Origin of the sequence: Alkaliphilus transvaalensis ATCC 700919 (assembly GCF_000621485.1) — a bacterium.
Classification (GTDB): domain Bacteria; phylum Bacillota; class Clostridia; order Peptostreptococcales; family Natronincolaceae; genus Alkaliphilus; species Alkaliphilus transvaalensis.
Genome location: NZ_JHYF01000014.1, coordinates 57,111 through 70,328 on the forward strand (window position 1 = coordinate 57,111; position 13,218 = coordinate 70,328).

Genomic DNA, 13,218 nt, shown 5'->3' on the forward strand with positions numbered 1-13,218 from the left:
TATGGGTTTTACTATTTAATCTTAACTCGATATTCTTTCATCCATTCATTTATTTGAATGAAATATGCCAACAACTGAGGCCCAGTCATTAATTGCCCAAACCAAGGCTTTTTAAAGCTAGACCCACCTGTATTAACTAAGTCCCATGCATGATGCTTATCAATTATTTTTAATATAGGAGAACTTGGATCTTGAAGGATCATTTTCATTTTCCTTTGTACTGCTTTTAGATATGCTGGATGGTGGGTTTTAGGATACGGACTTTTTTTGCGTTCTAAAATTTCTTGAGGTAATATGTCTACTAAAGCTCTCCTTAGCAATCCTTTTTCTCGATTATCACAATACTTCATCTCAAGGGGAATATTCCACGCATATTCTACTAATCGATGATCTGCAAAGGGTACCCTTACTTCTAGGCCATTTCTCATACTCATTCTATCTTTTCTATTTAATAGAGTGATCATAAACCATTTTAAATTAAGAAAGGATATTTCCCTCATACGATGAACTTCTGGTGTTTCTCCTTCTAACCTAGGTACTTCCTTTAAAGTATCTTCATATTTTGCTGCTACATATTCTTCTAAGGGTAACCTTTTAAAGTTCCCTCCTAACATTATTTTTCTTTCTTTTGTAGCCTTTGACCAAGGGAAGGTATTAGCCTGAATGTCTTCTTGTCTTCTAAACCAAGGGTACCCACCAAAAATTTCGTCTGCACACTCTCCTGATAAAGCAACAGTGGCATTTTCTCTTACAGCTTTACAAAATAAGTATAATGAAGAATCTACATCGGCCATGCCTGGTAGGTCATTGGCTTTTACTGCCTCATCTAAAGCCTCTACTAATTGGGGAATATTTATGACTATATTATGATGCTTTGAACCGATAAATTGTGTCATTTTCTTTACCCACATACTATCCGCATTAGGTTGAAATTCATTGGCTTTAAAATATTTTTCGTTTTCTTCGTAATCTATTGAATAGGTATTTAACTGTCCTTTGCCATCTCTTTTAAAAGCATTGGCTGCAACGGCTGATATGGCACTAGAATCTAAGCCTCCAGATAAAAAAGTACACACTGGCACATCTGAAACTAGCTGTCTTTCTATGGCATCTACTAGAAGTTCTCTTGTATGTTCTACAGTAGTCTCTAAATTTTCATTATGGGGACGACTTTCCAATTGCCAATAGCGATTCAGTTTCCAGCCTGTTTCATCTAACAATAAACTATAGGCAGGAGGTACTTCATAAATATTTTTAAACACACCACTACCTAAAGATCTTGCTGGCCCTAGCCCAAATAACTCCATTAACCCCTCATCATCAAGAATTGGTTCTACTAATGGATGCTCTAACAAAGCCTTTAGCTCTGATGAAAATAATAAATTATTACCTAGCTGAGTATAGAAAAGAGGTTTTACTCCTAAAGGATCTCGTGCCATAAATAGTCTTTTTTCTGATTCATCCCATATACCAAAGGCAAATATACCATTAAATTTTTTAATACATTCGGGCCCCCATGCAATATATGCCGTCAACAGTACCTCAGTATCTGAATAGGATTGAAATTTATAACCTTCATCTAATAATTCTTTTCTGAGATCCTCCGTATTATAAAGCTCTCCATTATATACTATGGTGTAGCTTTTATCTTCTAATTGCCTTGTCATTGGCTGTGCTCCACCTTCTGGGTCAACAACAGTTAGCCTACGATGTCCAAATAATACATTTTGATGGACATAAAAATCTTCTGCGTCGGGACCTCTATTTGCTAGGGCCCTTGTCATATTTTCAATAATCTTGTGTTTTTCCCTTAAATCTTCTCTTAGGTTAACCCACCCTACTATACCACACATAATTTCATCTCCTTTTCCATATAAAAACAAGTATCTGTCTTTATAGCTGCAATTATTCGCCATATATCAACATATGTGTAAAGTATACAATTAATGTTTGTCCTTTTTAAATTTCTTTCTGCTTCCTTTATTCTACAGGCTTATTAATGATGGGAATCCTCTACTTAACTTAGATCTGTCTAAGATAAAATGATAACTTTCTTTAAAAGTAACTTGGCTATCATTTTTATATTAGTGAATATAATTAATGGTTAAGGTATTATGATATTTCCTCCTTAAAAAGCTAGTAATATTTTTAATTATCTTAATTATATGATATAATGTTTTAGTTAGGGTGTCGAAGTATTAAATTATATAAAAGGAGTAAAGAAATTATGAAACGTTTTATTAAGTATTACAAAAATCATCTGCCGTTGTTCTTTTTAAGTTTTGGATGTGCCTTCCTTATGGCTGCTCTAGATTTGGTTTTCCCTATGGCAGCAAGGAAAATTACAAATGAAATTTTACCGGCTATGGATCTAGAGCTTTTATTGAAAATAGGTGCAGGCTTACTGATTCTCTATATTGTTAGAGCTATTCTGAACTATATTGTCGACTATTATGGCCATGTCTTAGGAGTTAGAATGGAATATGATATGAGAAAAGATTTATTTAGTCATATTCAAAAATTATCCTTTAACTATTTTGACAATACTAAAGTTGGTCATATTATGTCTCGTTTAGTAAATGATCTAAATGAAATTTCTGAATTAGCCCATCACGGACCAGAAGATATTTTTATAGCTTCTGTTACTTTACTTGGTTCATTTATTATTATGTTACGAATCAATTGGCAGCTTACTTTAATTGTATATTCAATTATTCCTATTATGCTTATCTTTGCAATATTAAAGAACAAACAAATGAAAATAGCCTTTAAAGATATGCGACTAAAAATTGCCGACATTAATGCTCAAGTAGAAGACAGTCTTTCTGGTGTTCGTGTTGTCAAATCCTTTACAAATGAAGGTTATGAGAAGGAGAAGTTTGAGAAGGGAAATTCAAAATTTAGAATATCTAGAGAAAATGCCTTCAAAGTAATGGCCCACTTTTTTTCAGGTATCCATTTCTTATCTAATTTTATTAATTTAGTTGTTTTAATTGTTGGTGGAGTATTTATTTATCATGGCAGAATGAACTATGGAGACTTATTAAGCTTTATCCTCTTTGTTTCGATGTTTCTTCAACCTATTAGAAGAATTACTGCCCTTATAGAAAATTTACAAAGGGGAGTTGCTGGATTTAATCGCTTTACTGAAATATTAGATATTCACCCTGACATAGTTGATTTACCTACAGCTAAAGAAGCCGGAAGACTTAAAGGACACATAGCATTTGAAAAAGTGAGCTTTAGCTATAATAATTTAGGAAATGTATTATCTGGTCTTAACCTTAATATCAAAGCTGGAGAAACCGTTGCTTTTGTAGGGCCTTCTGGTGCAGGAAAGACCACCCTCTGTAGTTTGATTCCCCGTTTTTACGAAATAGACGATGGAAGTATTAAAATTGATGATACTGATATTAGACAATTCACTCAAAAATCTTTAAGAAACAATATCGGAATTGTACAGCAGGATGTTTTTCTTTTCTCGGGAACAATTCGAGAAAACATTTCTTATGGTAAGATCGGGGCCACCGATGAAGAAATTATTGAAGCAGCAAAAATGGCAAATGCCCATGATTTTATTATGTCTTTAGAAAAGGGTTATGATACTTATATTGGTGAGCGAGGGGTGAAGCTTTCTGGTGGTCAAAAACAAAGACTATCCATAGCAAGAATCTTTTTAAAGAATCCACCCATCTTAATTTTAGATGAAGCAACATCTGCTTTAGATAATGAAACTGAAAAAGTTATTCAGGAATCTTTCCACCAGCTATCTCAAAGTAGAACAACTCTAGTAATTGCCCATCGTCTAGCTACAATTCGTCATGCTGATCGAATTATGGTTCTGACTGAAGACGGCATTGTGGAAGAAGGTTCCCATGAAGAGTTGCTACAAGACGATAAGGGAGTATATTCCAGACTTTATCAGTCACAATTTGATAGGGCTGTTTAAAAAAAGGAGTTCTTTAACTCCTTTTTTAATGCTTAAATCTAATTTCTTAATTAATTTAATGTAAATAAATGTAACTAATAGCTTTCATTCTAACTTTCTACAGTCAGTTCTCCAATCTTTCCATTTACAATTTTAATTAGATCTGATGGATTAAGGGCAATCTGACAACCCCTTACTCCCGCGCTAATTAAAATTTTTGGAAAGTTCTCTATCGACTTATGGAAATATGTAGGGTAACTTTTCTTCATTCCTATTGGCGAAACACCACCTCTTATATAGCCTGTTAGTTGTAGAATTTCCTTTAAGGGTACCATTTCCACTTTTTTATTACCGCTTATACTAGCTAAAGCCTTCAAGTTAAGTTCTTCTCCCCCCGGAACACAGGCTACAATAATACCTGTTTTGTCACCTCTAGCCACTAAGGTTTTAAAGATTTCCTCTAGTGGTACCTCTACTTTAGCTGCTACATTTTCTGCACTTAAATCCCCTTCATCAACTTCATATTCTAATAGTGTATATTTGATTTTATTTTTGTCTAATATTCTTGCTGCATTGGTCTTTTTCACATCTCCACTTCCTCTCATATCTAACCTTATAAAGTATTTTTGCTTTTTTACGCAATAAATCCTTCTTAATAATAGATTTTTATAAGGGATTATAAGAAATAAGAAATTAATTATATTTCTCATAGAAATAAGTCCCATAAAACAACCTAATTATTTTAGCGATAGATAGTAATAAATCCGTTGTATTAACAACGGATTTATTACTATCTTTATTCTATCTTCAACCATATGATAGCTAACTTTATTCTATACCGATTCTACAATTAAGTTGTTTTCCTTCTTAGCGGCAAGGTGAGTGGTTAGTACGATCATAAACCAAATTACGAGAACGATACCTTTAAAAATACTAGTTGAACTGATACTCCACCATACGCCATTTAACCCTAAACTGTCCATTGAAGATAATATAATGGCCAAAGGTATACGAAGAGCATTGAAGAAAATCCCCACAACAGAAGGAGGTACAGTTTTTCCCATTCCATTGAAGGCTCCACCTGTTGTAATCTCAACACACATAAATATTTGAGAATAACCTAATATGCGAAGGTAGTCTATCCCCATTCGTACCGCTTCTTCTTCTGCTAGGAAGAGTCTAAATATTGCTTCTCCACCAAAAATCAATAATAGAGTGGCAAAAATTCCTACGCCTCCTGCTAAGGTAACTGCTTTATAATAACCCTTCTTAATACGATCCCACTTCTCAGCACCGTAATTTTGACCTGTAAAAGCACTAATTGCAGTAGAAAATCCTCCTGCGGTCATCCATGAAATAGCTTCTACTTGACTTCCAATTCTTTGTACTGCAACTGGAATTGAACCCCAATCTGCCACAATTCTAGCTATAAACATTGCAAATACAGTAAATAATCCACTCTGTACAGCTGGCGCTAACCCTAGTCTACTAATTTCTTTAACTTTCGTTTCTCCTGATAGCTTCAATAAATTGAGTCCTCTAAAGAGTTCTGGGTCTTTTCTGATGGTGGAAATAAATATTAAAGATACCATCATTTGTGAAAAAACTGTTGCGATTGCCGCACCTTTAACCCCTAAGGCTGGAAAAGGTCCTATCCCTAAAATTAAAAGGGGGTCAAGGGTCATATTGATCAAAAGACCAATAACATTTATTTTAAAAGGTGTTTTACTATTTCCCGATCCATTGAGTATGGCTGTAAACACTGGATTAATAAAACCAAAAATCATTCCAAACCCTATAATGGATAAGTAACCTACTGCTTGACTTACTACATTTGAATCTTCAATTCCAAAAAATTGAATTAATGGATTCCTAAATAGCATTAGACTACCACCATAAAGTAATGCTAATAACACATTAATTTGTATAGCACTTTTTATATAACTTCTAGCTTCTTTAATATCGTCTCTACCTACTGCCTGGGCAACACCCACTTCTGCACCTATTTTTGAAATAAAAATAAAAGCCATAGATAGCCATGTAAAGAAGCCAGCAGTACCAACAGCAGCAACTGCATTACTTCCAAGTTTCCCAACCCAAAACATATCGGTTAAGTTATAGGCTGTTTGAACAAAGGAAGTTCCCATAATCGGCAGAGCAAGCTTTAAAAGTACATTTGAAATATTTCCTTCTGTTAAGTTCGTTTTAATCATGATGAGATACCTCTTTCTACTCTCGAAATATTTATTACCCTACTAATTATACGGTTTTATAGTAGTACATTTCAATATAATTATTAGATTATTTTCTCATAATTTTTTTTATAGACTAGAACTTATAATTGGGGCATTTTTATTGGTATCTTATTACTGATGTAGTGGTATTAACAGAAGAAATAAGCAATGGCGAAGGATTAAGTGCTTTAATATCCCTCGCCATCTATTTCAATTGAATATTATTGTTGTAAAGGAAACTGAGATTGATATCCAGTAAAAATATCTACTAAATCTTGTATTTCTACTTTAGTAGCAATGTTAGCTTGATATTCTCCTAAGTTGAAAAGTTCATTAAAATATTGAGTATGGACTTGTTGTAAGCGATCTCTATTATTGATAACAATTTGACGTAACTGATCATCAATCATTTCATTGATTCCAATTTGATAACTTACTAAGTTATGCTTTTCCATCAAAAGTATATCATTCAATTGATCTCTAACATTTATATTAGCATCCTTAACTTGGGGTAATTCATTTGAAACTGTCTTTCCTATTTTAGACACCCCTGCCTTTGATGTAATTAACTGCTCTGTATTCATTAGTTCATCTGACCCCCTTGATTATTATTCCCCATATTCATACCATTTTGCATGGTGTTAACTTGGTTAGCATAATTCAATAGATCCATATAATTTTGCTGATGTACTTTCGTTGTTTCCAGAAGCATTTGTTTTCTTTGGGGATTTGTTTCTTGCTGAGCATACTGATAACTTTTTTTAAAACTTAACAATTCCCATGATAAAAAGTCCTTCAGATAGTTTAATTCCTTAGATGCAATATTTTTCATTAATATCCTCCTTCATAACATACTTCTCAAGTAGTTTCTCCATTTTTTAAAATATATCTATCTATATTGTAATGGTATATTTTTCAATTTTATTAAGAAGGTATTATAGAAGCATCTTATTATGTATTTAATATTAAGTTTCTAGTTATAGTTTCTAGTTATATTCATCATTGGGTTTGAATTAAATACAGTTTCTAGTACTTAAATAACATTAAAATAATCCTTAGATTAATCTGTTACGCTAACTCAAAACTATGAATCTTTGGCGTTTAAAAACTAATATCATGTCTATTCTCTTTTATATGCGTTATTTCCCCGGAAATTTTTATATTCGACAACATTTTGACAAAACACTACTGATTACTAAAATTAACTTACTTTTTTTCAAACTTAAATCCTGTTAGTAAGATTAATCCCACTGATCCCTGAATTGCACTAACTATTATCCTTAAAATGTAGTTTGAGAACATTAATGTACTATCCTCATATCCTTCTAGGGAAATGAATTCTACTAGTGGATGGTAGTACATCCCATTACTGAATAAAGTGATCAAGAGAACAATGGTCTTTACGATAACTAGTATTCCAAGAAATGCATTAAAAATCGGCCTATATTGTGATAATAGGATGGAATCTAGAATACTTAATTTCTTTGTGTCCTTATTAATACTAACCTCAATATAATAATAGACAATTAAGCCAACAAGAATAATTATTACCTGACCTATTAATACGCTTTCCATTGGGGAAGGATTAAATAAGTTATTTTCATTTAACCTATTTACAATTATGTATAATGTACCTTCTGTGATCAAATTAAAAGAACTAATGATAACAGAATAGACTATTGCCAACTTGAAACCTAGCTTTACTATCATTTTAGATGACATGACATCCCCTCCTAACCATTTAATAAACCACACTATAGTCACTATATCTAATATATGCAGCTATTAAATACTACGTACCATAATACTTGATTTGAAACGTAATAGAATTGAAAAAAGAGGATATATTCTATCCTCTTAAATTATCATATTTATATAGTTGAGGAAATTGCATAAAAGAAATATAAATTTAGATTTATGGGATGCTGCAATTTCCTCAGTTATTTTATGAAAGAGCTATCTTTTGATTAAAACCTGCGGGAACTGCCACCCCCTCCTCCACTTCCGCCTCTACCTGATGGTCTAATTCCTCTTCCTGAAGAGCGATTTCCTCTACTGGCCATTCTGATGAACATATAGGTGAAGGCCCCTCCTGTGAACTTAAAATCTAAAATGATAAGAGGAACAATTAGTAGCAGACCAATTACCACAAAGATAGGTGATATTGTGGCTTTAGCTAAAGGATTTAGTTGGTCGTTGTTAATACCGTATTCTAGATAAATCTCATTAACAAGAGCGTTAAATCCCTCCATAATTCCTTTACTATAGTCTCCATTTTGAAAGTAAGGTATCATATAATTATCTTGAATTCGTCCTGTTTTTCCATCTGGCAAAGCTCCTTCTAAGCCAAAACCTACTTCGATTCGTGATTGTCTTCCTCCAATATCCAAAAATATTAATAGTCCATTATCATCTTGTTGGTTCCCTATTTCCCACTCTCTAAATAAACCCAAAGAATATTCTTCTAACGATTGATTTTCAATATTTTCTACTGTTACAACGACAACTTGTGCGGTTGTAGCTCTCTCTAAATCTGTCGCAATAGATATAATATGCTGTTTTACAGAAGTACTTAAAACGTGGGCATAGTCATTTACGTAAAACTCCCTAGTAGGAGATGGATAACTTGTAGCCCATGTCTGTATACTTAATAACCCCAATAATAGTAATGTTAATACTAACCCACAAAAGGTCCTTCTTGATCTAATTACCAAATAGACCACCTACATTCGGTACTTGTCGAGCTTCATCTGATGCTTCAAAATAATCCACCTTTTCAAATCCAAACATACCAGCGTAGATTACTGTAGGAAATTTACGAATTTTTGTATTATAAATTCTCGCTGATTCATTATAGTCCCTTCGTGCTGTAGCAATTCTATTTTCTGTGCCAGCTAACTCATCTTGTAACTGGATAAAGTTTTGGTTTGCTTTGAGGTTTGGATAATTTTCTGCAATGGCAATCAATCTAGACAAGGCTCCACCCAATGCGGCATCTGCCTCTGCTTGCTCTGAGATGTTTCCTGCCCCAGCTAACTTTGCCCTTGCTTCTGCTATATCTGTAAATATTTCTTCTTCATGGGAAGCATATCGCTTTACTGTTTCTACAAGATTAGGGATAAGGTCGTTTCTACGCTGTAATTGATTGTCTATTTGACTTAAGGCTATATCGACAACTTCCCGTTTCTCTACTAGACCATTGTAACTACCAACTACACTAACTACTAGTAACAGTAGGATGATTCCTACAACAATTAAAACTTTTATGGATGTTTTCATTTAACCCCTCCTATCTACTTTTATGACTCACTCTATACTATATGCTTCCATCTTTAAACAAAGTATTTCTTTAGAGATAAAAAAGCCTAGAAACAACGAAATAACGCTTCGGTTTCTAGACTTTTCTTTTTTTGTCATTAAAAATTAAATCATTAAATGTTCTTTAGATCTTCTTTAGATTTTCTTTAGGTCTTCTATAAATGCTTCCACAGCTGTTTCTTTTGTTGCCCATGAGGTGACTAGTCTTATGACGGAGGTTTCTTCATCTATCTTGCTCCACACATAGAAGGCGTAATTCTCTTTTAATTTTTCTATAGTCTTGTTGGGCAGTATTGGAAAGATCTGATTAGATTGGGGTGGGGTTAGTAATTGGTATCCCAGTTCTATTATATTTTCGCTAAGTTTCAATGCCATTTGATTTGCATGGTTCCCCAGTTGAAAAAATAGGTCTTCTTTAAATAATTCTAAAAACTGGATTCCAAGTAATCTACCTTTGGCTAACAATGCCCCTTTTTGTTTCATGTTAAATCTGAAGTTGGTTTTTAACGCTTCATTGCTAATGACGATTGCTTCTCCAATCAATGCACCGTTTTTTGTTCCTCCTATATAAAAGACATCTACTAGCTTTACAATTTCTGCTAAAGTTAGATCATTTTCAGATGAACAAAGAGCAGAGCCTAAACGTGCTCCGTCTAAAAATAGTAAAAGATCATTTTCTCGGCAGAACTGATGTAGGTCTTTTAGTTCTTGTTTCTTGTAGATGGTCCCTACTTCTGTTGTGTTGGAGATATACACCATTCTTGGTTTTACCATATGTTCATCAGTATGTAGGTCTAGCAGGTTTTTAATTTTCTTTGGGGATAGTTTTCCATCCTTTACATCTATGGTGTTTACCTTATGACCAGTGGCTTCAATTGCACCTGTTTCATGGGTACTGATGTGACCTGTATCGGCAGCAATCACCGATTCATAGGGTCTTAATATTGATGATATAACAATTAGATTAGCCTGTGTGCCACCTGATACAAAGTGAATATCTACATTGGGGTCTTGTAGCTTTTCTTTTATAGTTTCTATAGCTGCATGACAGTATTGGTCTTCTCCATATCCATCTTGCTGCTCTAGGTTACTGGCCACCAAGGCCTGTAAAATATTAGGGTGGGCGCCTTCACTATAGTCGTTTTTGAAGCTGTAGGTGACTTTTTTATTTTCTTGTTGCATGGCATTCTCTCCTTATTGATTAGGTTTTATATAAATTTTTGTCAGGTCTACCTTATATCTAACAACATCATACCGTTTCCTTTCATACTCTCTATATGTCCATTAACTAGTTTCTCTCTTAGATCAAACACTTTTATTATTGACACTACTTTAATGGCCTTTTTAATTTAATTGCCAAAACCCTTTCCTTCAAAACCCAAATTATTTAAAACTATTTAGAACTGAGTTTCTGATATATTATTATAATAATTATAGCACACTATGTAGTTTTTTCTCATTAATCCTATTGTTTTAGTGCTTTAATCTATATTTTACTATATAAAAAAGAACTGAGTACTTAGCCCAGTCCTTTCTAATTTATAACTATTAATCTACTTTTGTTCTAGTAAATTCCTCTGTTTAATCCATCTCTAATGGCAGAAAGAACCTTGTTAGCTCGAACTGTAGCTCCTGTAAATGTATCGATGTTATCAATAAATTCACCTGGTGTGTAAAGATCAAATAGCTACTCCATAATCGTAATTCCTAATGCCTTTAGTGTTTCATGGGTAATAGTAGGGTTTTTAGGCAAACCATTATCTTTTTGAAACTGATATAACGCATTTTCCATCATGGGCCCGTACTTACCATCAAAGTACTCTACATTGTAATAGCCTAATGCTTTAAGCCTTCTTTGAACTTCTAACACATCTGCCCCAAAGTCTCCAGGTTTTATTACATTTAATCCGTACCCAAAGGGGCCAAAGACACCATTTATGATTGCCACAGGTGTACCATGCTTTACATATTTATACAAGTCCTCTACATCTTCGTTTCTCATCCGTATACAACCTGCTGAAGCATCAAAACCAATAGAGTTTGGTTTGTTTGTTCCGTGTATTCCGTAGGTACCCCACCCCGCGTTGATTTTGGTACTCATTAAAACGGCTTTTTAAATTTATAGTGTATTACGATCTTCTGTTCTTCAAATATTTCTATTTTATCAACCAATTTTGCTATGATTGCTTTACTTATATTATCGAAGCTAGCAATATCCTGCACCAGTGTAATTAGCCTATCTGTTTCACTGTTATGCTGTGCTAATTCTTTTCTAGTTACATCAAGATTGTTTAGGCGCTTATTGAGCTGCTCTCGCTCTTTATTATAATCCTGAGTAAGATCAATGAAATCCAGTTCTGATATAATACCCTTTAGTTTATCTTCATAGAGGTTTTTAATAACCCTTTTTATTTCAGTAAGTCGATTATTGATTTGAGCTATATCATCCTCTAGCTTATTACCCTTAGTGTTGTTGCTCTTATCCTGTGCTATCTTAAGTAACTTCTCTTTGTCAATAGCATACTTAGATATTTGTTTCAGTTCATCTAGTACATGTTTTTCTAGTCCTTCCTCTAAAAATGAATGTCTAGAGCACTTTTTAAATCTCTTGTACTTTGAACATATGCAATAGCTGGTACCCTTGGCTGTCTTGGTAAAGGTCATTCTTTCTCCACAATCCCCACAAAATATTAAACCAGACAACATGTGCTTTGATTTTTCTGTGGAGTACTCATTACTAACCTTTTTATTAATCATCTGCTGTACCAATTCAAACTTTTCTGCAGGAATAATTGGTTCGTGGGTGCCTTTAACCGTTATCCAATTATTCTTAGATATTGCCTTTAACTTCTTTACCTTATAGTTGATCTTTTTAGATCTGTTTTGAGTCAAGTTTCCTGCATAGGTAGGATTGGTTAGTATCCTCTTTATTGTTTCATGGGTCCAAAGGCCAAGCTTTGATTTTGGGTTCTTATACTTTGTTTTCTGAGCCTTATAAGCAGCTGGGGATAGTATCCCTTCATCATTAAATACATGGCAGATATGTGAGTACCCGTGGCCCTGTAGATACATTTCAAAGACTCTTACAATAATCGGTGCTACCTCTTTATCAATGATTAATTTACTTTTATCCTGTGGGTCCTTTGCATATCCATATGGAGCGAACGCACCAATAAATTCTCCATTGTTCCTTTTAGCATCCATAACTGATCGCACTTTTTTAGATATATCCTTTGCATACATATCATTAATAACCGACCTGAAGGGACTCATATCATTGTTACTTGATTCGTTAAAGGTGTCAATTCCATCATTTACTGCGATATACCTTACATTGTGCTCTGGAAAGTACCTTTCTAAGTAATGTCCTGTACCAATGTAATCTCTTCCTAATCTAGATAGGTCCTTTGTTATTACCATGTTGATTCTCTTACTTTCAATATCTTCAATTAACCGCTGAAAGCTAGGTCTATCAAAATTTGTCCCTGAATAGCCATCATCACAATAGACCTCTACTAAATTCCAACCATTCTCTATTACATACCTTGTAAGGTAATCCTTTTGATTTTTTATACTCTCAGACTCAGTTGCATCAAGGTCCTCTCTAGATAATCTAACATAAACCCCTACATTAAAAATCCTATTATCATAGCCATCTATTAAACCTAACAACTTATAACCCCCTTATCCTTGTCCGTTTAATAGATAACTACCTGTCGTATACCACAATTATAAAGT

At 33.7% G+C, this 13,218-nt stretch carries 12 protein-coding genes; 1 reads left to right on the forward strand and 11 read right to left on the reverse strand.

What is annotated here, in order from left to right; genetic code table 11:
* Window positions 1-11 precede the first annotated feature (11 nt).
* The gene (gene asnB, locus T335_RS0110765) at window positions 12-1,853 is read right to left on the reverse strand and encodes an asparagine synthase (glutamine-hydrolyzing) (RefSeq protein WP_026477559.1); all 1,842 of its coding nucleotides are present in this window, start codon (window positions 1,851-1,853) and stop codon (window positions 12-14) included.
* A 374-nt stretch (window positions 1,854-2,227) separates the two neighbouring features.
* On the opposite strand from asnB, the gene T335_RS0110770 reads away from it, so the two are divergent.
* A complete protein-coding gene (locus tag T335_RS0110770) occupies window positions 2,228-3,949 on the forward strand; it encodes an ABC transporter ATP-binding protein (protein WP_330371223.1) in 1,722 nt (573 codons plus the stop codon).
* Window positions 3,950-4,038: 89 nt separating this feature from the next.
* Here T335_RS0110770 and ybaK read toward each other — a convergent pair whose 3' ends face one another.
* The 10 genes from ybaK to T335_RS20465 all read right to left on the reverse strand — a co-directional run bounded on the left by ybaK (window position 4,039) and on the right by T335_RS20465 (window position 13,152).
* Window positions 4,039-4,515 (reverse strand): Cys-tRNA(Pro) deacylase, encoded by a 477-nt coding sequence (gene ybaK, locus T335_RS0110775; protein WP_026477561.1) that lies wholly within the window; start codon window positions 4,513-4,515, stop codon window positions 4,039-4,041.
* A 246-nt stretch (window positions 4,516-4,761) separates the two neighbouring features.
* The gene (locus T335_RS0110780; protein ID WP_034328288.1) at window positions 4,762-6,141 is read right to left on the reverse strand and encodes an MATE family efflux transporter; all 1,380 of its coding nucleotides are present in this window, start codon (window positions 6,139-6,141) and stop codon (window positions 4,762-4,764) included.
* Window positions 6,142-6,383: 242 nt separating this feature from the next.
* Window positions 6,384-6,746 carry a spore coat protein gene (locus T335_RS20450; RefSeq protein WP_034328290.1) on the reverse strand — a complete coding sequence of 121 codons (363 nt, stop codon included), beginning with the start codon at window positions 6,744-6,746 and terminating at the stop codon, window positions 6,384-6,386.
* Complete coding sequence (locus tag T335_RS20455) at window positions 6,746-6,994, reverse strand: hypothetical protein (protein ID WP_034328292.1); 249 nt, start codon at window positions 6,992-6,994, stop codon at window positions 6,746-6,748. Before T335_RS20455 ends, T335_RS20450 begins: the two co-directional genes overlap by 1 nt.
* Window positions 6,995-7,368: 374 nt before the next feature.
* The gene (locus T335_RS0110795) at window positions 7,369-7,884 is read right to left on the reverse strand and encodes a hypothetical protein (RefSeq protein ID WP_026477563.1); all 516 of its coding nucleotides are present in this window, start codon (window positions 7,882-7,884) and stop codon (window positions 7,369-7,371) included.
* A 245-nt stretch (window positions 7,885-8,129) separates the two neighbouring features.
* Complete coding sequence (locus T335_RS0110800) at window positions 8,130-8,876, reverse strand: TPM domain-containing protein (RefSeq protein WP_051569264.1); 747 nt, start codon at window positions 8,874-8,876, stop codon at window positions 8,130-8,132.
* Window positions 8,866-9,441 carry a LemA family protein gene (locus T335_RS0110805; RefSeq protein ID WP_026477565.1) on the reverse strand — a complete coding sequence of 192 codons (576 nt, stop codon included), beginning with the start codon at window positions 9,439-9,441 and terminating at the stop codon, window positions 8,866-8,868. The genes T335_RS0110800 and T335_RS0110805 overlap by 11 nt, the downstream gene beginning before the upstream one ends.
* A 174-nt stretch (window positions 9,442-9,615) precedes the next feature.
* Window positions 9,616-10,662: a threonine aldolase family protein gene (locus T335_RS0110810; protein ID WP_026477566.1), complete on the reverse strand. Its 1,047-nt coding sequence runs from the start codon at window positions 10,660-10,662 to the stop codon at window positions 9,616-9,618.
* A 505-nt stretch (window positions 10,663-11,167) separates the two neighbouring features.
* The gene (locus T335_RS20460) at window positions 11,168-11,581 is read right to left on the reverse strand and encodes a L,D-transpeptidase family protein (RefSeq protein ID WP_084281208.1); all 414 of its coding nucleotides are present in this window, start codon (window positions 11,579-11,581) and stop codon (window positions 11,168-11,170) included.
* Window positions 11,581-13,152 (reverse strand): recombinase family protein, encoded by a 1,572-nt coding sequence (locus T335_RS20465; protein ID WP_034328294.1) that lies wholly within the window; start codon window positions 13,150-13,152, stop codon window positions 11,581-11,583. Before T335_RS20465 ends, T335_RS20460 begins: the two co-directional genes overlap by 1 nt.
* Between the last annotated feature and the right edge of the window lie 66 nt (window positions 13,153-13,218).

What these genes read in the sequence shown, in the direction of transcription:
- T335_RS20455 (WP_034328292.1), bottom strand. Translation starts at nt 6,994, where the DNA reads ATGAAAAATATTGCATCTAAGGAATTAAACTATCTGAAGGACTTTTTA.
- T335_RS0110770 (WP_330371223.1), top strand. Translation starts at nt 2,228, where the DNA reads ATGAAACGTTTTATTAAGTATTACAAAAATCATCTGCCGTTGTTCTTT.
- T335_RS0110795 (WP_026477563.1), bottom strand. Translation starts at nt 7,884, where the DNA reads ATGTCATCTAAAATGATAGTAAAGCTAGGTTTCAAGTTGGCAATAGTC.
- T335_RS0110810 (WP_026477566.1), bottom strand. Translation starts at nt 10,662, where the DNA reads ATGCAACAAGAAAATAAAAAAGTCACCTACAGCTTCAAAAACGACTAT.
- asnB (WP_026477559.1), bottom strand. Translation starts at nt 1,853, where the DNA reads ATGTGTGGTATAGTAGGGTGGGTTAACCTAAGAGAAGATTTAAGGGAA.
- T335_RS20450 (WP_034328290.1), bottom strand. Translation starts at nt 6,746, where the DNA reads ATGAATACAGAGCAGTTAATTACATCAAAGGCAGGGGTGTCTAAAATA.
- T335_RS0110780 (WP_034328288.1), bottom strand. Translation starts at nt 6,141, where the DNA reads ATGATTAAAACGAACTTAACAGAAGGAAATATTTCAAATGTACTTTTA.
- T335_RS0110805 (WP_026477565.1), bottom strand. Translation starts at nt 9,441, where the DNA reads ATGAAAACATCCATAAAAGTTTTAATTGTTGTAGGAATCATCCTACTG.
- T335_RS20460 (WP_084281208.1), bottom strand. Translation starts at nt 11,581, where the DNA reads ATGAGTACCAAAATCAACGCGGGGTGGGGTACCTACGGAATACACGGA.